Origin of the sequence: Kluyvera ascorbata (assembly GCF_023195735.1) — a bacterium.
GTDB classification, from domain to species: Bacteria; Pseudomonadota; Gammaproteobacteria; order Enterobacterales; family Enterobacteriaceae; genus Kluyvera; species Kluyvera ascorbata.
This window is the reverse complement of the sequence record NZ_CP096201.1, coordinates 4,439,196-4,460,250: the sequence shown is the minus strand read 5'-3', so window position 1 is coordinate 4,460,250 and position 21,055 is coordinate 4,439,196. Positions and strand designations below refer to the sequence as shown.

Sequence of the window (21,055 nt, the reverse complement as noted above, 5' to 3'; positions counted from 1 at the left end):
ACACCGTGATGCCTCGATCCGTTCCTCAACCCGGCCAGCCCGCGCGACGTTTTCGCTGGCCGCCGGGCATGCCGCAAATTGCGGCGCTGATTCTGGTGCTGCTGGTCGACAGTCTTGTCGCACCGCACTTTTTCCAGATAACGCTACAGGATGGCCGCCTGTTCGGCAGCCCGATTGATATCCTCAACCGCGCGGCGCCCGTGGCGCTGCTGGCGATTGGCATGACGCTGGTGATTGCCACCGGCGGGATAGATCTTTCTGTGGGTGCGGTAATGGCGATTGCCGGGGCGACCGCGGCTTCAATGACCGTGGCCGGGCATAGCCTGCCGGTGGTACTGCTGGCGGCGCTAGGTTCCGGCGTGCTGGCCGGGCTGTGGAACGGCATTCTGGTCGCCATCCTCAAAATTCAGCCCTTTGTGGCGACGCTAATTTTGATGGTGGCCGGACGCGGCGTGGCGCAGCTCATCACCTCCGGGCAGATAGTCACCTTCGACTCGCCGTCGCTGGCGTGGATTGGCAGCGGCAAGTTTCTGCTGTTCCCGACGCCGGTGATGATTGCGCTGGTAACGCTGGTGATTTTCTGGCTGCTGGCGCGTAAAACCGCTCTCGGCATGTTTATCGAAGCGGTAGGGATTAACATCCGCGCGGCGAAAAACGCCGGGGTAAATACCCGCATCGTCGTGATGCTGGCCTACGTGCTGAGCGGTGTCTGCGCGGCCATTGCCGGAACCATTGTAGCGGCAGACATTCGTGGTGCCGATGCCAACAACGCCGGGCTGTGGCTGGAGCTTGACGCCATTCTGGCGGTGGTGATCGGCGGCGGCTCGCTGATGGGCGGACGCTTTAACCTGCTGCTGTCGGTGGTCGGTGCGCTGATTATTCAAGGTATGAACACCGGTATTTTGCTCTCCGGCTTCCCGCCTGAACTGAATCAGGTAGTGAAAGCGGTGGTGGTGATGTGCGTGCTGATCGTCCAGTCGCCGCGCTTTATTCAGATGCTGAAAAGGGTACGTCGCGATGATAAAACGTAATTTACCGTTGATGATCACCCTGGGCGTGTTCATCCTCGGCTATCTCTATTGCCTGACCCAATTTCCCGGCTTCGCTTCAACGCGGGTGATTTGCAACATTCTGACCGACAACGCCTTTTTGGGCATTGTGGCGGTGGGGATGACCTTTGTGATCCTCTCCGGCGGTATCGATCTCTCCGTCGGTTCGGTGATCGCCTTTACCGGCGTTTTCTTAGCGAAAGCTATTGGCTTCTGGGGGCTGTCGCCGTTGGTGGCATTCCCGCTGGTGCTGGTGATGGGCTGCGCTTTCGGCGCCTTTATGGGCTGGCTGATTGATGCCCTGAAGATCCCGGCGTTTATCATCACCCTGGCCGGGATGTTCTTCCTGCGCGGCGTCAGCTATCTGGTTTCCGAGGAGTCGATTCCTATCGATCATCCGCTCTACGACACCCTCTCCGGGCTGGCGTGGACCATTCCCGGCGGCGGTCGCCTGAGCGCGATGGGGCTGTTGATGCTGCTGGTGGTGATTCTGGGGATCTTTCTGGCTCACCGCACGCGCTTTGGCAATCAGGTGTATGCCATCGGCGGTAACGCCACCTCGGCGAACCTGATGGGGATTCCGACCCGCAGCACCATCGTGCGCATCTATATGCTGTCGACCGGGCTGGCGACGCTCGCCGGTATCGTCTTCTCCATCTATACCCAAGCGGGCTACGCGCTGGCAGGCGTTGGGGTAGAACTGGATGCCATTGCCTCGGTGGTGATTGGCGGCACGCTGCTGAGCGGCGGCGTCGGAACGGTGCTTGGCACGTTGTTCGGCGTTGGCATTCAGGGGCTGATTCAGACCTACATCAATTTCGACGGCACGCTGAGCTCCTGGTGGACGAAAATCGCCATCGGCATTCTGCTGTTTATTTTCATTGCGCTCCAGCGCGCGCTGACGGTGCTGTGGGAGAACCGCCAGAATGCGGCGGTGACCCGCGTAAGCGCGGCAGTAACAAAGGACTAACACCCTGAAACACTAATGTTTTTCCGGTAGCAGCCGATACTAAATTTTTACGCCAAACAGTACCCCTGCTACCGGACAACACTATGATGCTAAAAACGCTCTCTATCCGTACCGGCTTGCTGTCCCTGCTCGCCGTGATGACCCTGCTGCTGGTTTTAGTCAGCGGCATCGGCATTTATGCCCTCACCAAAAGCTCCACTTCTCTGCAACGCATTGACCATCTGCAAAGCGACCAGATAACCCAGCTAAACGAAGGTTACACGCTGCTATTACGTGCGCGTAATGAAGCTAGCCAGGCGGTCCGCCTGATGGAAATCGGGATGCTCGATGATGCCACCAGGGCGGTAAAAGTCCTCAACGGTGAAGTTGTCCAGGGGCAGAAGATTATTACCGACGTGGGTCACTCCTCGATGGATGACGCCGACGGCGCGCAGCTGTTGGCGAACGTAATGAAAAGCTTTGAGACCTACAATACTCAAGGGATTGTGCCAATGCTGGCGGCGCTGAATCAGCAAAACGTCGACGGCTATTACGATCTGCTGGAAAAGACCATGATCCCGGTCTCTCGCCAGTTTGACGATGCGATCCACGCGTTCCAGGACTGGGGTGAATCTCGCGGCCAGATTGAAGTCGCAGCGGTGCACAGCACCAAAAACCGCGTGCTGGTGCTGATGGTTATCGCGATTCTCCTGACCGCAGGCGTGATGGCGCTGGGCTGGCTGCAACTGCGCCACCTGCTGCTTAAACCGCTGGCGGCGGCGATTGGTCAATTGGAGCAAGTAGCGGCGGGGGACTTAACCCATTCACCGCTGAAGGCGAGCAGCGCGGAGATTAAGCGCCTGAACGTGGCGATTACCGGCATGCGCGAATCGATGATGAACTCGGTGATGCGCGTGCGCGATGCCAGCTCGCAGATTGACGTTGGCAGCCGTGAACTGACGGCGGGCAACAACCATCTGGCGCAGCGCACCGAGTCGACGGCGACGTCGCTTGAACAAACTGCCGCCAGCATGGAAGAGATCACCGCCACCGTGAAGCAGAACGCCGATAACGCCGATCAGGCGCACAAGCTGGCGCAGGAGGTGTCCGATACCGCCGATCGCGGCAGCGAAATGGTCTGCTACGTGATTGAAAAAATGCAGGATATTGCCGGCAGCGCCAACCGCATCGCCGATATCCTCAGCGTGATTGACGGAATTGCCTTCCAGACTAACATTCTGGCACTGAACGCCTCGGTGGAAGCGGCGCGTGCGGGCGAGCAGGGGCGCGGATTCGCGGTGGTGGCTGGCGAAGTGCGTAATCTGGCAAGCCGCAGTGCGGATGCCGCCAAAGAGATTCGTCAGCTGATTTCTGCTTCACAAACCCACGTCAGCGAAGGCAGTGACCTTGCGCAGCAGGCGGGGGAAACCATGGATGAGATTGCCAGCGAAGTGATGCGCATGACCAAGCTGATGCGCGAGATTGCCAGCGCGTCGCAGGAGCAGAGTCGCGGCATTGAGCAGGTGAATATTGCGGTGAGCCAGATGGATGAGACGGCGCAGCAGAACGCCGCGCTGGTGCAGCAATCGTCGGCGGCAACCCGCTCGCTGGAAGAACAGTCGCAGGCTCTGGTGGCCGCGATGTCGTCGTTCCGGTTGCAGGTGTCGTAACGAGGTTTCCCCTCACCCTAACCCTCTCCCCATAGGAGAGAGGGGACCGTCCGGTTTTCTCCCTCGCCCCTTTGGGGAGAGGGCCGGGGTGAGGGGCCACCCAACTTCTGACGAATTACGCGTCCGGGAACTCGCGAATCAAACGCTCAACGTCTTCTACCATATGGTCGTTACCGACGAAGAACGAACGACGCTGGTGCAGCGTTTCCGGCACGATATCCAGAATACGCTCTTTCCCATCGCTGGCTTTACCGCCTGCCTGTTCCGCGAGGAACGCCATCGGGTTGCACTCATACAGCAGACGCAGCTTCCCTTCCGGGTGGCTGGCGGTGCTTGGGTACAGGTAGATCCCGCCTTTCAGCAGGTTGCGGTGGAAATCGGCCACCAGAGAACCGATGTAGCGTGAGGTGTACGGGCGCTGCGTGGACTTATCTTCTTCCTGGCAGAACTTGATGTACTTCTTCACCCCGTTCGGGAACTTGATGTAGTTACCTTCGTTGATGGAATAGGTGCTACCGCGCTGAGGGAAGCGCATACGCTCCTGGCACAGACAGAACACGCCCAGCGACGGGTCGTAGGTAAAGGCATGCACACCGCAGCCGGTGGTGTACACCAGCATGGTGGAGGAACCGTAAACCACGTAACCCGCAGCCACCTGACGGTTACCCGGCTGTAGGAAATCTTCTTCGGTGACAGGCGTGCCCACTGGGGTAACGCGGCGGTAGATAGAGAAGATAGTACCGACAGAGACGTTAACGTCGATATTAGATGAGCCATCCAGCGGGTCCATCAGGACTACATACTTCGCATGTTCGCAGCCGTCGAATACGACAATTTCGTCTTCTTCTTCGGAGGCGATACCAGCGACGATGTCACGGGCGCGCAGCGCGGCTTTCAGCTTCTCGTTTGCGAACAAATCGAGCTTTTGTTGTACTTCTCCCTGTACGTTTTCTGCGCCGCTGGCACCCAGGATATCGACCAGGCCGGCCTTGTTGATATCGCGGTGGATGATCTTGGCACCTAACTTTATTGCCGACAACAAAGCAGTGAGCTCACCGGTAGCATGAGAGAACTCGTGCTGCTTTTCGACAATAAATTCACCTAACGTTTTCATAACACTTTCCCTGACAGTGGATGTTGAGTAAAACGACTGCAACAATCTTAACAAAGAATAAAAAAAATTCGCACAGGTGAATCGCGCCAGCAAACTACGGAATATCCTTAAATGCATTTCTATGACGGCAAACATATGGGTAAAATGTGAGGTAGATAAAAAAAGGATAGTGACGTATGCGCATTCATATTTTGGGTATTTGTGGCACCTTCATGGGCGGTCTGGCGATGCTGGCTCGTTCGCTGGGTCATGAAGTCACGGGTTCGGATGCCAATGTGTATCCCCCGATGAGCACGCTGCTTGAAAAGCAAGGCATTGATTTAATTCAGGGATATGACGCAAGTCAGCTCGACCCGCAGCCGGATCTGGTGATCATCGGCAACGCCATGACGCGCGGTAATCCGTGCGTAGAAGCGGTGCTGGAGAAGAACATTCCGTACATGTCCGGCCCGCAGTGGCTGCACGACTTCGTGCTGCGCGACCGCTGGGTTGTGGCGGTTGCCGGTACCCACGGCAAAACCACCACCGCCGGTATGGCGACCTGGATCCTCGAAGAGTGCGGCTACAAGCCGGGCTTCGTCATCGGCGGCGTGCCGGGTAACTTCGAGGTTTCCGCGCGTCTGGGCGACAGCCCGTTCTTCGTGATTGAAGCCGATGAATACGACTGCGCGTTCTTCGATAAGCGTTCTAAATTCGTACATTATTGCCCGCGTACGCTGATCCTCAATAACCTTGAGTTCGATCACGCGGACATCTTCGACGACCTGAAAGCTATTCAGAAGCAGTTCCACCACCTGGTACGCATCGTTCCGGGTCAGGGTCGCATTATCCTGCCGGAAAACGACGCGAACCTGAAACAGGTGATGGCGATGGGCTGCTGGAGCGAGCAGGAGCTGGTGGGCGAACAGGGCCACTGGCAGGCGAAGAAACTCAATACCGATGCCTCCGAGTGGGAAGTGCTGCTCGACGGTGAAAAAGTCGGCGAAGTGAAGTGGGGCCTGGTCGGCGAACACAATATGCATAACGGGCTGATGGCGATTGCCGCCGCGCGCCATGTCGGTGTCACCCCAGCCGATGCCGCCAACGCGCTGGGCAGCTTTATCAACGCCCGTCGCCGCCTGGAGCTTCGTGGCGAAGCTAACGGCGTTTGCGTTTACGACGACTTCGCGCATCACCCAACGGCTATCCTCGCGACGCTGCAGGCGCTGCGCGGCAAAGTCGGCGGTACGGCGAAAATTATAGCCGTGCTGGAACCACGCTCGAACACCATGAAAATGGGCGTCTGCAAAGACGACCTGGCGCCGTCTCTGGGCCGCGCGGATGAAGTGTTCCTGTTGCAGCCGCAGCACATTCCGTGGCAGGTCGCGGAAGTGGCGGAAGCCTGCGTGCAGCCTGCGCACTGGAGCGCTGACGTTGACGCGCTGGCCGATATGATTGTGAAGAGCGCCGAACCTGGCGACCATATTCTGGTGATGAGTAATGGCGGCTTCGGCGGCATTCATCAGAAGCTGCTCGATGGGCTGGCGAAGAAAGCGCAGCAGGAGTAATTCGCTGATGTTGCGCTGAGCGGGTTTTCCCCCCTCACCCTAACCCTCTCCCCGCGGGGGAGAGGGGACCGATCGAGCAGCTAGCACGGTTGGTTTTCTCCCTCGCCCCTTTGGGGAGAGGGCCGGGGTGAGGGGGTACCCGCTCGATCTAGTCCTTTTCCCGGAACCCCAAAATGCTCACCGCCAAAAAAATCACCTCAACCGACTCCGTTCTGTTCCCCCCGCTGGACACCCTATACACTCAAGCCTTCCCCTGGCACGAACAGCGCGAACTCCCCGCTAAACAGCGAGCACTCAACTCCCCGCACTACGCGCTGGAAGCGTGGTTCGACGGTGAGCAGTTTATTGGCATGAGCGGATGCTGGGCGTTTGACGGCTACGTCTACATTGAACATCTGGCGGTCGACAGTAGCCTACGCTCCCAGGGCTACGGTAAACGTCTGCTGGGGCAGATCCTCGAACGTGCGCCGAAAACCATTCTGGAAATCGACCCGCTGACCACCGACATTGCCCACAAGCGTCTGCGCTTCTATGAAAGCATGGGATTCTTCGCCAACCCGTGGCCGCATGCCCACCCGACTTATCATGCAGGTATCGCCGATCACGAGCTGATCGTGCTGAGCTACCCGCAGCCGATTGACGAGGCGCAGTACCAGCGTTTCAATCATGATTTGTGCCGGGTTGTGATGGCGTGATGGTTTGTCGCCCGGTAGCGTGTAGCGGTACCGGGACTCTATACGGGATGGTTTCGCGACAGCACTGGTGCATTATTAAAAAATAAAACTTGTATAGGTTTGTCATATTGATTTTGTCTTTACAAAATAGTAAATATCATGCCACATTGCATTACTTCATTTTTCAATATAAAGGATGTGTTGAATGAATATATCATCAGGACGAATGTCTCTGGAGAGAAATAAATCTGCGATGGTCAATGTTGCTCTCTGGGCGGGCATTGTAGGTATTCTATTATCACTACTAATGATTTTATTTTTTTCTATTTCTGCCAAGTATGATTTAAGTGATGATTCTGTTTTGGTTATTTTTTTTATTTTTATTTTTATTTTTATTTTGTTAGTGTCTTTATGCCTGACTGTCAGCTTTGCAATGAGTTTGGCGGGCGTAATTACACCGTATTTCCGAGTAAAATCATTTTTTGTGCTTATTATGTCAACGCTGATAATAACTGTAGATTTTGCGTTATTTCTTCTGGCTCTTACTGAAAACATGACAGGATGAGAAGGTTTTCATTCTGTCATGTCTGAAGCGGGTTGTTACTGTCTGGACAACCTGTCTGCGCTTTCTCGTGTCATTCCCTGAAGAGGGTTCCAGCTATCAATCCCTTTAACAAGCTGGAGATAGTATGCTGAGTTAACTGACATGCTACATAGACAACTATATCCGAGGTTAATAATCCTGGAGAGAAGTTCTAAATTTATGTCTGCCATAATTTCAACGATGGCAATGATAATATTGATAATCATAACTGCAAGTAATAATACCAACCCTTTCTTCCATAACCCAAGAATGCAGAAATAAAGAAAGCCAAAGAAAAAACCATATAAATTACAGTTAATGCGAATTTTTTTCGAAAGTCCGAGTTCTTTAAGTGCTGCTCGGTAAGATACGGTGCCCGGTAAGCCATATCTATTAAAAAATTTGAAACGGTCACTCCATTTCTCACTAATAGTATCACTCGACATGATTAATCCTTTATTCAATGCTGGGAGGAAGGTGGGAAGGTTAACACTGGGGCAATGACGAGGTCAATTACGCTGTTGTTTAAAAGAATGTTCAGGATACAATATAAAATATCTATCGAACCATGAAGGTAATATATAGCAGATGTTATTGCAGAGGATAAAAATACCCCGCAAGCGGGGCATTTTACAGAGGCTTAATCCTGATTTTCGGTCAGTTCGCGCAGATACTGGAAAATCTGGCGGGAAGATTTTGGCGGCTTGTTGCCCGCTTTTTCTTTCCTGGCGTTACGCACCAGCGAACGCAGCTGCTGACGGTCGGCGTCAGGCCACAGGTTCATCACTTCTTCGATGGCTTCATCGCTACCGTCAACCATGCGGTCACGCAGTTGTTCCAGTTTATGGAAAACAACAACCTGCTGGTTGTGACGGTTTTTCAGCTTATCCAGCGCCTGACGGAAAGGTTCTACGTCGCGCTGACGCAGCATTTTACCAATCAGCTGCAGCTGGCGGCGGCGGCCTTCCATCTTGATACGCTGCGCCAGCTCAATGGCGGCGCGCAGGTCGGCGTCCAGCGGGATTTTATCCAGGGCGTTTTTACCCAGGTCAACCAGCTCTGCCCCAAGCTTTTTCAGCTCTTCGGCATCACGCTTAATTTCACTCTTGCTGACCCAGATAATTTCATCATCTTCGTCCTCGATATCATCACCGGGGACGTCGTCGAGCCAGTCTTCGGGCTGCTTTGTCATTTCAGGCTCCTTAAAAAAGAGGCTAATACTAACAGCTTGAGCGCATACTGAGAAAGGGTTCTCTGTTAGACTTCATTTAACTTTACCTCAGATTATGGCTTAGACGATGAAAGTGATCACACAAGTTGCACAACAACGTATTGCGCTGGAAAAAGCGGTCTCTACGGCGCTGGAGCTGGCAGCCAGTCAATCAGACGGCGCGGAAGTGGCGGTCAGCAAGACCACCGGTATCGGCGTAAGCACCCGTTATGGTGAAGTCGAAAACGTCGAATTCAATAGCGACGGGGCGCTGGGGATCACCGTTTATCACCAAAACCGTAAAGGCAGCGCATCGTCCACCGACCTGAGCCCGGATGCTATCGCCCGTACCGTACAGGCGGCGCTGGACATCGCGCGCTACACCTCGCCGGACCCCTGTGCTGGCGTAGCAGACAAAGAGCTGCTGGCCTTTGACGCCCCGGATCTTGACCTGTTCCACCCGGCGGAAGTCTCCCCGGATGAAGCCATCGAAATGGCGGCCCGCGCTGAGCAGGCTTCCCTGAAGGCTGACAAACGTATTACCAACACCGAAGGCGGCAGCTTCAACAGCCACTACGGTATTAAAGTCTTCGGCAACAGCCACGGTATGTTGCAAAGCTACTGCTCAACCCGTCACTCCCTTTCAAGCTGCGTGATTGCCGAAGTGAACGGCGACATGGAGCGTGACTACGCCTATACCATCGGCCGTGCGCTGGGTGACCTGAAGTCACCGGAATGGGTTGGTGAAGAGTGTGCGCGTCGTACCCTGTCTCGCCTGGAGCCGCGCAAGCTCTCCACCATGAAAGCGCCGGTAATTTTCGCTAATGAAGTGGCGACCGGGCTGTTCGGCCATCTGGTCGGCGCGATTGCTGGTGGTTCGGTTTATCGTAAATCGACCTTCCTGCTGGACTCTCTCGGCAAGCAAATTCTGCCTGAATGGCTGACCATTGAAGAGCACCCGCATCTGCTGAAAGGGCTGGCCTCCACGCCGTTCGACAGCGAAGGCGTGCGCACCGAGCGTCGCGATATTATTAAAGACGGCATCCTCACCCAGTGGCTGCTGACCAACTACTCCGCGCGTAAACTGGGCCTGAAGAGCACCGGCCACGCGGGCGGCATCCACAACTGGCGTATTGCCGGTCGCGGCCTGAGTTTTGAAAAGTTGCTTAAAGAGATGGGCACGGGTCTTGTCGTGACTGAACTGATGGGGCAGGGTGTTAGCGGCATCACCGGCGACTACTCTCGCGGCGCATCCGGCTTCTGGGTTGAGAACGGTGAAATTCAGTATCCGGTGAGTGAAATCACCATCGCTGGCAATCTGAAAGACATGTGGCGCAATATGGTCACCATCGCCGACGATATTGAGACACGCAGTAATATTCAATGTGGTTCCGTACTGCTTCCGGAGATGAAAATCGCCGGACAGTAATCACGTATTGGGCGCATCCTGCTGCGCCCGTTCGCTTAAATAATAAAAAGGAAGTGAGCAATGCGTAAAAAACTGGTAGCTATGCTGGCGGTCTCCGCGCTGGCGCTGGGTTCGGCTTCTGCCTTTGCTGACCTGGGCGAAGATATGGACACCCTGGCGGAAAATCTGCAGGTGGTGCAGAAGACCACCGACGCGGGTGAACTGAAAGCAGCACTGACGAAAATGCGTACCGCTGCTGAAGACGCTAAAAAAGAGACCCCGCCGAAGCTGGAAGGCAAAGCGGCAGACAGCGCAGAAATGAAAGACTATCGCCATGGTCTGGATACGCTGATTGGTCAGATTGACGGTGCGATGAAGCTGGCGAACGAGGGCAAAGTGAAAGAAGCCCAGGCCGCTGCAGAAGATTTCAAAACCACCCGCAACGAGAACCACAAGAAGTTCCGCTAATCCTGTCTCCGGAAGGTGTCGCCTGACACCTTCCGTCTTTCTCCCCCGAAAAACTTCACCGATATCACATTTTTCACCTCCGTCTTGCCATTCGCATTTCCAATGACCTTGTCCCACAGACGTGACATTCATCACGCGAATATATCGAAATCGTTATTTTCGTGGTGAATGTGTGAATCCGATCACTCAAGCCGTCTACCTTTCCACTTCGAAGTGGAAAACAACTCGCTACAAACTCCCACCCCCCGGCGTTAGGTTTATCCCCAGAGACATTAGCGGGGTAACACGAGTGAATAACGGAGCGGTAATACACGACGCAGGGGAGCAGGCGCTACAGACCGAACGGCTGGCCGACAAGATGTTGCAGCAGGTGTTCGCACTGTTACGCCGCCGCGGTATCACCCCTAACGACGTGCAGGAGCAAATGCTGACCTCCCACGTGCGGGCCATGGCCCACCGGTCTATCAGCGGCGAGCCGCTGCCGGAAGTGGATGAAAGCCTGTTTGAAGAAATTTCTGACGATTCAATGATGCTTGCCCGCGAAGTGGTCGCGGAGTTCGGCAACCTGCCTGATGAAGAGGCCTGGCTGCTCTCCGTTCACTTCGAAGTAGCAAAAGACAACCTGTAAGGAGCAACAAATGGAACAGATCACCGTAGTAATTGGCGACCGCCTGGGTAAAGGACAAAAAGTTGCCGCTGGCGCGGAAAAAGCCGGTGCTCGTGCAGTTGTGGTACCGGGCGTCGCCGCCGACATGAAGCTGGGCGACATGATGAAGGCCGAGAACGCGACCTTCGGTATCTCCTTCTGCGGTAGCGGCGGCGCGGGTGCTATCACCGCGCAGACCAAATATGGCTACAAAGCGAAATACGGCATGCGTTCAGTGGAAGAGGGCGTCACCGCCATCAACGAGGGCTGCAATGTGCTGGGCTTCGGCTTTATGGACAAAGAAGAGCTGGGCGAACGCCTGGTAGAGGCCTGGAAGAAGAAGTACGGCGCTTGATATGAAAGAGCAATTCACCACCACGGTGAGGGTCACGGGCAAAGGCGAAAGCAAAACACGGGCGTTCGCCGATGCTCTGAACCACGTGCAGGCAGCGGTGATGAAAACATCATCGCGCATCTTACTGCGTATTGAGCCACAGGATGTGCAGGTTGTTCATGCGCGCGAAGCGGTACGAAAAGAGGCGTTCTTATTCTTCTTTTTACGCCGTGAACGACGAGCGTACAGCGTGGAGCTGGACGTGACCGTCAACGTGACTGCCATCGATATCGATAAAGTGGATTTCGTCACGCAAACCTGATTTTCACCAAAGGGTCAGACTATGTTCCTGATAATTTTAATAAAATCGCTCATCATCGGCGGCCTGGTTGGCGTCGGCGTGGGCGCCGGAGCGGCACGCATGTTTCACGCGCCCACCACGCAGGGGATGGGGGCGTTTCGTACGTTGGGCGAGCTGAACTCCTGTGAAGGCGATCCGGCTTCCCACTTCTCCTTTGGCCTCGGCTTCTTCTTTAACGCCTGGGCTTCTTCCGTCGCAGCAGGTTCCTTCACCCAGGACGTTGACCACCGCATTATCCCGAACTGGGGCGCGGCGGCACTGATGGTGAAAAATCGCAACGTCGGTGAGACGCTGCATGATCCACGCAAAATGGCGATTGCCTGCGGCATCATCGGCATGATTGTGGTGGCCTTCCTTAACCTGACGGCCTCTTCCGTACCGCAGGCGCTGCAGGTGACTGCCGTTAAGGTGCTGGTTCCGGCAGCCAACCTGCTGGTGAACACCGTGATGCCGGTTATTTTCTGGCTGGCGGCGATTGATGCCGGTAAGAAATCAGGCTTCTGGGCCACCATCTTCGGCGGCGCGGCGCAGCTGATTATGGGTAACGCCGTACCGGGCCTGGTGCTGGGTATTCTGATTGGTAAAGGCGTTGAAGAGAGCGGCTGGCATCGCGTCACTAAAGTGATGATGGGCGCCATCGTTGCGCTGTTTGTCCTGAGCGCCTTCTTCCGCGGCTTTGACATGAAGATGATTGAATCCTTCCACCTGACCGTACCGAACTGGCTGGATCTGATCCACAGCTCAATCAGCGGCAAATAACGGGAGCCTGACATGGAACAAAATAAAGGTTTTTGGTATGCCGACTGGTCGTTCCCGATCTTCGTTGGCCTGCTCTCTTCCGGCGTGTTCGCCGGGACGCATATGTACTACCTCTACGGCATTGGCGCCTTCAACGAAGTGGCCTTCGTGGCGATGCTGAAAGCCGGGATTGATACCGGGGCTTACGGCGCGGTGGCGGCGTTCGGCGCGAGCTTCCTTTTCGCCCGTATCATCGAAGGTTCGCTGGTGGGGATTCTCGACATCGGCGGCGCGATTCAAACGGGCGTAGGCCTCGGCGTTCCGGCGCTGCTGTTGGGCGCGGGCATCATGTTCCCGGTGACCAACTTTATCGCCTCCCTGATTACCGGGCTGGTGATTGGTCTGGCGATTGGCTACATCATCATCCTGGCGCGTAAGTTCACCATCAACCAGAGTGACTCCACCTACGGGGCCGATGTGATGATGGGCGCGGGTAACGCCTCCGGCCGCTTCCTTGGCCCGTTGATTATCCTCAGCGCCATGACCGCTTCGATTCCTATCGGCGTGGGCTCGCTGATTGGCGCGCTGATTTTCTATGTCTGGCAGAAGCCGATTACCGGCGGTGCCATTCTGGGCGCGATGCTGCTGGGCTCTATCTTCCCGGTCGCGATTAGCTAAACCTTGCGGGCGCTTTAGCGCCCGCCTTAACAGGAGAGAGACATGTTTGATTTACTCCTGCGCCGTGCGCGCCTCGTCGACGATACCCTGACTGATATCGCCATGAAGGACGGTTCAATCGCGGCGCTGGGCGAGATTAGCGCGCCTGCCCTTAAAACCATCGACCTTGATGGCAAATACTACGCCAGCGCGGGCTGGATTGACTCCCACGTCCACTGCTACCCGAATTCCCCGATTTACCACGACGAACCGGATAGCGTCGGTATCGCCACCGGTGTCACCACCGTGATTGATGCCGGCAGCACCGGAGCCGATGACGTGGATGATTTCTACCAGTTGACCCGCAAAGCCGCGACCGACGTCTATGCGCTGCTCAACATTTCCCGCGTCGGGCTGATTGCCCAGAACGAACTGGCCAATATGGCCAATATCGATGCGGAAGCGGTGAAGCAGGCGGTGGCGCGCCATCCGGACTTTATCGTGGGCCTGAAAGCGCGCATGAGCAGCAGCGTGGTCGGCGAAAACGGCATTACGCCGCTGGAGCGGGGCAAAGCCATTCAGAAAGAAAACGGCGACCTGCCGTTGATGGTGCACATTGGCAACAACCCGCCAAACCTCGATGAGATTGCCGAGCTGTTGAGCTCTGGCGACATCATCACCCACTGTTACAACGGTAAACCGAACCGTATTCTGACGCCGGAAGGCGAACTGCGCGGCTCCATTGTGCGCGCCTTAAAGCGCGGCGTACGTCTCGACGTCGGCCACGGCACCGCGAGCTTCAGCTTTGAAGTGGCCCGCCGGGCGATTGCGATGGGCATTCTGCCGCACACCATCAGCTCCGATATCTACTGTCGTAACCGCATCGACGGCCCGGTGCGCTCGCTGGCGCTGGTGATGTCGAAATTCCTCGCCATTGGTATGTCGCTGCCGCAGGTCATTGACTGCGTCACGGCGAACGCCGCCGAGGGCTTACGCCTGACGCACAAAGGTCGTCTGGCGGTGGGCTATGACGCGGACCTGACGCTGTTTACCGTGGCCCAGACCCCAACGGTACTGGTCGATGCCGAAAAAGAGAGCCTTCAGGCTGACAAAATTTTGCTGCCGCTTGCCGCGATTCGCGCGGGCAAGGGCTATCTGACCGAACAAGGGAGTGCGGAAAATGCCTTCGATTTTTGAGAAATATGATTTAAAACAGGTGATTAACACCTCAGGCCGTATGACGATTCTTGGCGTCTCTACGCCGCGTCCGGAAGTGGTGGAAGCCGCCATGGCCGGCATGAACCAGTACTTCGAGATGAAAGATCTGGTGAATAAAACCGGCGCCTACATTGCGAAGCTGCTGGACGTAGAAGGGGCGACCGTCGTCTCCTGCGCCTCCGCCGGGATTGCGCAGTCGGTGGCGGCGGTGCTGGTGAAAGACAGCGACTGGCTGCTGGAAAACCTGCACGTTACCCCAATTGAAAACAACGAAATCGTGCTGCCGAAAGGCCACAACGTCAACTTCGGCGCGCCGGTCGGTACCATGGTAGCGTTGGGCGGCGGTAAGCTGGTGGAAGCGGGCTACGCCAACGAATGTTCTGCCGATCAGCTAGCGGCGGCGATTACTCCGCGTACCGCTGCGATTCTTTACATCAAATCTCACCACTGTGTGCAGAAAAGCATGCTCAACGTGGCGCAGGCCGCGGCGGTGGCGCGCAGCCATAATCTGCCGCTGATCGTCGATGCGGCGGCGGAAGAAGATCTACAGGCCTACTACCGTGCGGGCGCGGATCTGGTTATCTACAGCGGCGCGAAGGCCATTGAAGGGCCAACCAGCGGGCTGGTTATCGGTAAAACCCAGTACGTGGAGTGGGTTAAGCGTCAGTCGAACGGTATTGGCCGCGCCATGAAGGTGGGCAAAGAGGGCATTCTTGGCCTGACCTGCGCCATTGAACATTACCTGACGGCGACCAAAGAGAGTGGCGAAGAGATGGTGGCGAAGATGACGCCGTTCATCGAAGCGCTGAATACGCTCAACGGCGTGACCGCTCGCGTGGTTTGGGACAGCGCAGGCCGTGACATTGCACGCGCCGAGATTAAATTTGATGAAGCCGTGACCGGCGTGCACACCGGTGACCTGGTGGCGGCGCTGAAGCAGGGCGAATACGCCATTTACTTCCGCGGTTACAAGGCCAACGAAGGCATTATTGAAGCCGATGTCCGCAGCGTGGATGCACAGCAGCTGGAGATTGTCTCCCGCCGTATTGCTGAAGTCTTAAACCAGGAGAAAAAAGCATGAAACTGACCCCAAACTTTTACCGTGACCGCGTTTGCCTGAACGTTCTGGCAGGCAGCAAGCAGAACGCCAGCGAGATTTACGAAGCGGCGGAAGGTCATGTGCTGGTGGGTGTGCTCTCCAAAAACTATCCGGACATCGCCAGCGCGGTGGCCGATATGCGTGAATACGCGAAACTGATTGATAACGCACTGTCTGTAGGCCTGGGCGCGGGCGACCCGAACCAGTCGGCGATGGTTAGCGAAATCTCCCGCCAGGTGCAGCCGCAGCACGTTAACCAGGTCTTCACCGGCGTGGCAACCAGCCGCGCGCTGTTGGGTCAGAACGAAACCGTGGTCAACGGCCTGGTGTCGCCAACCGGCACCGTCGGCATGGTCAAAATCTCCACCGGCCCGCTCTCCAGCAATGCGCCAGACGGCATTGTGCCGCTGGAAACGGCGATTGCTCTGCTGAAAGATATGGGCGGCAGCTCGATTAAATACTTCCCGATGGGCGGCCTGAAGCATCGCGATGAGTTTGTTGCGGTAGCTGAAGCCTGCGCACGCCATGATTTCTGGCTGGAGCCAACCGGCGGTATTGACCTCGACAACTACGGCGAAATCCTGAAAATTGCGCTGGATGCTGGAGTTAGCAAAATTATCCCCCATATCTATAGCTCGATTATTGATAAGGCGAGCGGGAATACGCGTCCGGCGGATGTGCGTCAACTGCTGGATATGACGAAACAGCTTGTTAAGTAGCGCGATTAACCCCCTCACCCTAACCCTCTCCCCACAGGGGAGAGGGGACCACCCGGTTTTCCCCCTAACCCCGGCCCTGTGGGGAGAGGGCCGGGGTTAGGGGGAAAACCCCCACCGAACCATCAAGGAGTCACCATGCCAACCGCTCGTCACCTGCTTGTTGCTTCACTCTCTCTGCTTGCCGCCAGCGCCGCCGCGCAAACCCAGTACGCCTGTGTGGGTACCTACAACCCTAACGGTGAAGGCCTGTACCGTTTTACCGTCGATGGAAAAACCGGTGAGCTGCGCGATAAAGCGCTCGTCAGTTCGCTGCCGAACGTCGCGCAGCTGACCGTCAGCCAGGATGGCAAAACCCTGTATGCCGCCAGTGAAGTTGAAAAAGGCGTGGTGCAGGCGTGGCGCATTGCCGCCAGCGGCGAGCTTAGCGAGCTGAATCAGGTGGCTTCCGGCGGCGCGGGCCCGGTCTATCTCTCGCTGACCCCAGATGGCCGCCATCTACTGGTCGCCAACTACGTGAGCGGCTCGATTGCCGTATTGCCGGTGAAAGAGGACGGCAGCCTGGGTGACGCGGTCGATGTACATCAGGATCAAGGGCCCGCAGGTGCCGCGCGACCGGCTGCGGCGGCTGAAGGCAGCTTTGCCGTCAGCGATCATAACGGCCCGCATGCGCATATGATCTCGGCCGATCCGAGCGGGAAGTTTGTCTTCTCCACCGATCTGGGGCTCGACAGGATCTACCAGTACCGGATGGACAGCGCCAGCGGCAAACTGACGCCGAACGACCCGCCGTTTATCGCCGCGTCGTCCGCCGGAGCGGGGCCGCGACATTTTGTCTTCACCCCTGCCGGGGATGGACTATGGTTGATTAATGAAGAAGCTTCCACGCTGACGTTTTATCACCTCGATAAACAGAGCGGACTGCTGCGCGAAGGGAAAACGGTCTCTGCCTTGCCGAAAGAGTACAAAGGCACCAGTTTTGCCGCCGGTCTGGTATTAAGCCAGGACGGCAAGCAGCTGTACGTCGCTAACCGCTTACACAACAGCATCGCCCACTTTACCGTGATGGCCGATGGCAGCCTGAAACACCAGGATGACATCTGGACGCGTGGCGACTATCCGCGAACGTTAACGCTGGATAAGCAAGGGCACTGGCTCTATGTGATGAATCAGCGTAGCGACAATATCACCCGATTTAGCGTAGCGCCGAAGGACGGAAAACTGACGTTCTCCCCGGACTACACCCCGGTTGGCAGCCCATCTCAGATGGTGATTTCTGCCCAACCTTAAGCCGTAACAGGAAGGAACCGACATGAGATTTCCCAATCAACGTTTAGCGCAACTCTTTACTCTGCTGCAAAACGAAACGCTGCCGCAGGACGAACTGGCGCAGCGATTGTCGGTTTCGACCCGCACCGTACGCGCCGATATCACCGCTTTAAACGAGCTGCTGATGCATCACGGCGCGCAGTTTGTCCTGGCCCGCGGCAGCGGTTATCAACTGAAGATTGACGATCCTTCTCGCTATCAGCAGCTTGAAGCAACCGCGCCCAAGCCGCAGCACATTCCCCGTACCGCCCAGGATCGCATTCACTTTCTGCTGGTGCGTTTTCTGACTTCGGCATTCTCCATCAAGCTCGAAGATCTCGCCGACGAATGGTTTGTCAGCCGGGCGACGCTACAGGGCGATATGGTCGACGTTCGCGAACGCTTTCAGCGTTACCAGCTAACGCTGGAGACGCGCCCGCGTCACGGCATGAAGCTGTTCGGCAGCGAGGTGTCGATTCGCGCCTGTCTTACCGACCTGCTGTGGGAGCTCAGCCAGCAGGGGCCGCTGAATCCGATGATCCGCCAGGAAGCGTTTGATGATAGCGTGCCCGCCGCGCTGGAAGCGGTACTGGAAGAGACGCTGGTGCGCCATCGCGTGCGCCTTACCGACGTGGGTGAGCGCTTTATCTGCCTGTACGGCGCGGTCGCCGCTCGTCGCGTAAGCGGAGGTTATCCGCTGGCGGATTTCAGCGCCGAAGAGGTCGCGCAGAACGTGCGTGATGTGGCTCATGACGTGGCGAACGCGCTGCAAAAACTGACTGGAAAACCGTTCTCTCAGGCCGAGGAAGCCTGGCTGTGCGTGCATCTTGCCGCTCGCCAGGTACAGGACGTCGACCCGGAAACCATCAGCGCTGACGATGACGAAGCGCTGGTAAACTACATCCTGCGCTATATCAATCAGCAGTATAACTACAACCTGCTGGAAGACGCGCAGCTGCACGCGGACCTGCTGACCCACATCAAAACCATGATCACCCGCGTGCGCTACCAGATTATGATCCCCAACCCGCTGCTCGATAACATCAAGCAGCATTACCCGATGGCGTGGGATATGACGCTGGCGGCGGTTTCAAGCTGGGGGAAATATACGCCGTATACCATCAGTGAAAACGAAATCGGTTTTCTGGTGCTGCACATCGGCGTGGGGCTAGAGCGACACTACAATATCGGCTACCAGCGCCAGCCAAAAGTGCTGCTGGTGTGCGATGCCGGTAACGCCATGGTGCGGGTGATTGAAGCCATTTTGCAGCGCAAATATCCGCAGGTGGAGATTGCCGCTACGCTTTCTCAGCGCGAGTACGAACAGCTGGCGAGCGTGAGCGAAGATTTTGTCATTTCAACGGTGCGCATCAGTGAAAAAGAGAAGCCGGTCGTCACCATTTCACCGTTCCCCACGGATTATCAGCTGGACCAGATTGGCAAGCTGGTGCTGGTCGACCGTACGCGCCCATGGATGCTGAATAAGTTCTTCGACGCCGCGCATTTTCGGGTGATTGACGGGCCGATGGACCAGCAGACGCTGTTCGCCGAACTCTGCCAGCAGCTTGAGCAGGAAGGGTTTGTCGATGAAGCGTTTCACGCCTCGGTGGTGGAGCGTGAAGCCATTGTCAGTACCATGCTCGGCGATGGCATCGCGCTGCCGCACGCCCTGGGGCTGCTGGCGCAAAAAACCGTGGTCTACACCGTCATTGCCCCACAGGGTATCGCCTGGGGTGATGAAACTGCCCACATCATCTTCCTGCTGGCGATCAGTAAAAGCGAGTATGAAGAGGCGATGGCTATCTACGATATCTTCGTCACTTTCCTGCGCGAACGCGCCATGACGCGCCTGTCGGCAACCCGCAGCTTTGATGAGTTTAAAGCGGTGGCGATGGAGTGCGTCAGCCGGTTTTGAGAGGCGTTATCCAGAAAGTAATGTAATTCAGATGTAATGCTATAATGCATTACATCTTTACGTTTTCTGGAGGCATAATGGCCACGCTCAACGTCCGACTGGACGATAATCTCAAAAAAGAGGCTTATGCCGTGCTGGAAAAACTCGATATCACGCCAACCGAAGCCGTTCGTCTTCTCTTTCAGTACGTTGCCGAAAATGGGCGCATGCCGGTAAAAACGGTGACCATTAGCGATAGCGAAGAGGCGCTGCTGCAAAGCGTTCGCGAGCGTCTGGCTAATCCGGAGAAGGGCATTAAGGTTAGCCTGGATGACCTATGAGCTGGAATTTGATCCTCGTGCGCTTCGGGAGTGGCATAAGCTCGGTGAAACGGTAAAAGCACAGTTTAAAAGCCGTTTGGCAAAGGTGTTAGAGAATCCACGAATACCCTCAGCCAGGCTGCATGAATTTCCTGACTGCTACAAAATAAAGCTCAAATCATCCGGGTATCGCCTGGTATATCAGGTTCGCGACGACGTCGTGGTCGTCTTTGTTATCGCGGTGGGAAAACGAGAAAGGTCAGCCGTTTATCGGGACGCGCATAAACGGCTGTAGCGCTTAACGCAGGTGGTGCACCACCTGATTACTGCTGCCGCGCCAGATAAGCGCCGGGTCTTTTAAGTCCTGCACAAACTTACCGTCAACCAGCACGTTGATAAGGTCGACGACCTCCATCTGCGTGGCGTTAAGCTCGTCAATCTTATAGCCGGTCCAGACCCAGATATCTTTACCGGGGCATTCGGCGTGAATACGCTGAACCAGCTTGAGAATTTCCGGTACGTTTTGTGGGTGCAGCGGGTCGCCGCCGGAGAGTGAAATCCCCTGGCGCTTTACGCGGGTGTCGTTCAGGTCGGCGATGATGCGGTCGGCCATCTCGGCGGTAAACGGCTGGCCGGAGTTCACCCGCCAGGTGCTTTTGTTGTAGCAGCCGGGGCATTCGTGAACGCACCCTGAGACAAACAGGGTGCATCGGGTTCCTGGGCCATTAACGATGTCGACAGGATAGTATTGATGATAATTCACTTATAATTGCACTTCATATTCAATATGATCGACACAGGTTTGAGCCTTGCTGTGATTGTCCGCGGTATACCATTCTCCGTCGCGGATTTGGACATCTTCAAGATCAACCAGTCTTAAGCAGCGCCAGTTATAAGGTGATGATGGATCTATTTTCCCTTTACTACTTTCGCCACCAAATTGGAAAAATAGTGCTTGTTGCTTACCATTTTTAGTCCCTAAGGCATGTGGGCACATTTCACGATAGTAACCATCATATATAGCAGTTACTTGCTTTTTATTCAGAATTGCATCTTTGATTAACTCGTAAGTATTCATACTGCGATCTCCTG

General features: G+C 55.9%; 25 protein-coding genes. 20 read left to right on the top strand and 5 right to left on the bottom strand.

The window, feature by feature from the left end; all coding sequences use genetic code 11:
• Positions 1-5: 5 nt before the first annotated feature.
• The 3 genes from ytfT (at position 6) to MY052_RS21285 (ending at position 3,668) form a co-directional block, all read left to right on the top strand.
• A complete protein-coding gene (gene ytfT, locus MY052_RS21295) occupies positions 6-1,031 on the top strand; it encodes a galactofuranose ABC transporter, ATP-binding protein YtfT (protein WP_115074784.1) in 1,026 nt (341 codons plus the stop codon).
• Positions 1,018-2,019, top strand: coding sequence for a galactofuranose ABC transporter, permease protein YjfF (gene yjfF, locus MY052_RS21290; protein ID WP_035896259.1), 1,002 nt, complete (start codon positions 1,018-1,020; stop codon positions 2,017-2,019). The genes ytfT and yjfF overlap by 14 nt, the downstream gene beginning before the upstream one ends.
• An 86-nt stretch (positions 2,020-2,105) precedes the next feature.
• On the top strand, positions 2,106-3,668 hold the full coding sequence (locus tag MY052_RS21285) for a methyl-accepting chemotaxis protein (RefSeq protein WP_248538977.1): 1,563 nt from the start codon (positions 2,106-2,108) through the stop codon (positions 3,666-3,668).
• 115 nt (positions 3,669-3,783) lie between these two features.
• On the opposite strand, the gene fbp is transcribed toward MY052_RS21285, so the two are convergent.
• Complete coding sequence (fbp, locus tag MY052_RS21280; RefSeq protein WP_035892743.1) at positions 3,784-4,782, bottom strand: class 1 fructose-bisphosphatase; 999 nt, start codon at positions 4,780-4,782, stop codon at positions 3,784-3,786.
• A 176-nt stretch (positions 4,783-4,958) separates the two neighbouring features.
• Here fbp and mpl point away from each other — a divergent pair, with 176 nt between their 5' ends.
• From mpl to MY052_RS21265, 3 genes are all read left to right on the top strand, one after another.
• Positions 4,959-6,329, top strand: coding sequence for a UDP-N-acetylmuramate:L-alanyl-gamma-D-glutamyl-meso-diaminopimelate ligase (gene mpl, locus MY052_RS21275; RefSeq protein ID WP_035892744.1), 1,371 nt, complete (start codon positions 4,959-4,961; stop codon positions 6,327-6,329).
• Positions 6,330-6,502: 173 nt separating this feature from the next.
• The gene (locus tag MY052_RS21270; protein ID WP_035892745.1) at positions 6,503-7,024 is read left to right on the top strand and encodes a GNAT family N-acetyltransferase; all 522 of its coding nucleotides are present in this window, start codon (positions 6,503-6,505) and stop codon (positions 7,022-7,024) included.
• Positions 7,025-7,208: 184 nt separating this feature from the next.
• On the top strand, positions 7,209-7,568 hold the full coding sequence (locus tag MY052_RS21265) for a hypothetical protein (RefSeq protein WP_248537830.1): 360 nt from the start codon (positions 7,209-7,211) through the stop codon (positions 7,566-7,568).
• 35 nt (positions 7,569-7,603) lie between these two features.
• Here MY052_RS21265 and MY052_RS21260 read toward each other — a convergent pair whose 3' ends face one another.
• Together MY052_RS21260 and yjgA are read right to left on the bottom strand one after the other, a co-directional pair.
• Positions 7,604-8,032 carry a DUF2628 domain-containing protein gene (locus MY052_RS21260; RefSeq protein WP_248537829.1) on the bottom strand — a complete coding sequence of 143 codons (429 nt, stop codon included), beginning with the start codon at positions 8,030-8,032 and terminating at the stop codon, positions 7,604-7,606.
• Positions 8,033-8,226: 194 nt separating this feature from the next.
• Complete coding sequence (gene yjgA / locus MY052_RS21255) at positions 8,227-8,778, bottom strand: ribosome biogenesis factor YjgA (protein WP_035892747.1); 552 nt, start codon at positions 8,776-8,778, stop codon at positions 8,227-8,229.
• A gap of 106 nt (positions 8,779-8,884) precedes the next feature.
• Here yjgA and pmbA point away from each other — a divergent pair, with 106 nt between their 5' ends.
• The 14 genes from pmbA (at position 8,885) to MY052_RS21185 (ending at position 20,258) form a co-directional block, all read left to right on the top strand.
• Complete coding sequence (gene pmbA, locus MY052_RS21250) at positions 8,885-10,225, top strand: metalloprotease PmbA (RefSeq protein WP_248537828.1); 1,341 nt, start codon at positions 8,885-8,887, stop codon at positions 10,223-10,225.
• Between the two features lie 60 nt (positions 10,226-10,285).
• Positions 10,286-10,672, top strand: coding sequence for a cytochrome b562 (gene cybC / locus MY052_RS21245; protein WP_035892750.1), 387 nt, complete (start codon positions 10,286-10,288; stop codon positions 10,670-10,672).
• 289 nt (positions 10,673-10,961) lie between these two features.
• Positions 10,962-11,300 (top strand): glycine dehydrogenase, encoded by a 339-nt coding sequence (locus MY052_RS21240; protein ID WP_035892751.1) that lies wholly within the window; start codon positions 10,962-10,964, stop codon positions 11,298-11,300.
• A 10-nt stretch (positions 11,301-11,310) separates the two neighbouring features.
• A complete protein-coding gene (locus tag MY052_RS21235; protein WP_004206501.1) occupies positions 11,311-11,673 on the top strand; it encodes an SFCGS family glycine-rich protein in 363 nt (120 codons plus the stop codon).
• 1 nt (position 11,674) lies between these two features.
• Positions 11,675-11,974 (top strand): DUF4312 family protein, encoded by a 300-nt coding sequence (locus tag MY052_RS21230; protein ID WP_035892752.1) that lies wholly within the window; start codon positions 11,675-11,677, stop codon positions 11,972-11,974.
• A 21-nt stretch (positions 11,975-11,995) separates the two neighbouring features.
• On the top strand, positions 11,996-12,772 hold the full coding sequence (locus MY052_RS21225; protein ID WP_123651112.1) for a DUF4311 domain-containing protein: 777 nt from the start codon (positions 11,996-11,998) through the stop codon (positions 12,770-12,772).
• Positions 12,773-12,784: 12 nt separating this feature from the next.
• Positions 12,785-13,429 carry a DUF4310 family protein gene (locus MY052_RS21220; RefSeq protein WP_035892755.1) on the top strand — a complete coding sequence of 215 codons (645 nt, stop codon included), beginning with the start codon at positions 12,785-12,787 and terminating at the stop codon, positions 13,427-13,429.
• A gap of 42 nt (positions 13,430-13,471) precedes the next feature.
• Positions 13,472-14,605 carry an amidohydrolase/deacetylase family metallohydrolase gene (locus tag MY052_RS21215; protein WP_035892757.1) on the top strand — a complete coding sequence of 378 codons (1,134 nt, stop codon included), beginning with the start codon at positions 13,472-13,474 and terminating at the stop codon, positions 14,603-14,605.
• The gene (locus MY052_RS21210; RefSeq protein WP_123651110.1) at positions 14,589-15,707 is read left to right on the top strand and encodes a DgaE family pyridoxal phosphate-dependent ammonia lyase; all 1,119 of its coding nucleotides are present in this window, start codon (positions 14,589-14,591) and stop codon (positions 15,705-15,707) included. The genes MY052_RS21215 and MY052_RS21210 overlap by 17 nt, the downstream gene beginning before the upstream one ends.
• Positions 15,704-16,444, top strand: a complete 741-nt coding sequence (gene dagF, locus MY052_RS21205) for a 2-dehydro-3-deoxy-phosphogluconate aldolase (protein WP_035892759.1) — start codon at positions 15,704-15,706, stop codon at positions 16,442-16,444. Before MY052_RS21210 ends, dagF begins: the two co-directional genes overlap by 4 nt.
• 135 nt (positions 16,445-16,579) lie before the next feature.
• Positions 16,580-17,731: a lactonase family protein gene (locus MY052_RS21200; RefSeq protein ID WP_248537827.1), complete on the top strand. Its 1,152-nt coding sequence runs from the start codon at positions 16,580-16,582 to the stop codon at positions 17,729-17,731.
• Positions 17,732-17,753: 22 nt separating this feature from the next.
• Positions 17,754-19,664, top strand: coding sequence for a BglG family transcription antiterminator (locus tag MY052_RS21195; protein ID WP_248537826.1), 1,911 nt, complete (start codon positions 17,754-17,756; stop codon positions 19,662-19,664).
• Between the two features lie 77 nt (positions 19,665-19,741).
• On the top strand, positions 19,742-19,984 hold the full coding sequence (locus tag MY052_RS21190) for a type II toxin-antitoxin system RelB/DinJ family antitoxin (RefSeq protein WP_035892763.1): 243 nt from the start codon (positions 19,742-19,744) through the stop codon (positions 19,982-19,984).
• Positions 19,974-20,258 carry a type II toxin-antitoxin system RelE family toxin gene (locus MY052_RS21185; protein ID WP_202216672.1) on the top strand — a complete coding sequence of 95 codons (285 nt, stop codon included), beginning with the start codon at positions 19,974-19,976 and terminating at the stop codon, positions 20,256-20,258. Before MY052_RS21190 ends, MY052_RS21185 begins: the two co-directional genes overlap by 11 nt.
• Before the next feature lie 3 nt (positions 20,259-20,261).
• On the opposite strand, the gene nrdG is transcribed toward MY052_RS21185, so the two are convergent.
• Positions 20,262-20,726 (bottom strand): anaerobic ribonucleoside-triphosphate reductase-activating protein, encoded by a 465-nt coding sequence (nrdG, locus tag MY052_RS21180; protein ID WP_035892766.1) that lies wholly within the window; start codon positions 20,724-20,726, stop codon positions 20,262-20,264.
• Positions 20,727-21,041 carry a hypothetical protein gene (locus MY052_RS21175; RefSeq protein WP_248537825.1) on the bottom strand — a complete coding sequence of 105 codons (315 nt, stop codon included), beginning with the start codon at positions 21,039-21,041 and terminating at the stop codon, positions 20,727-20,729.
• Positions 21,042-21,055 lie beyond the last annotated feature (14 nt).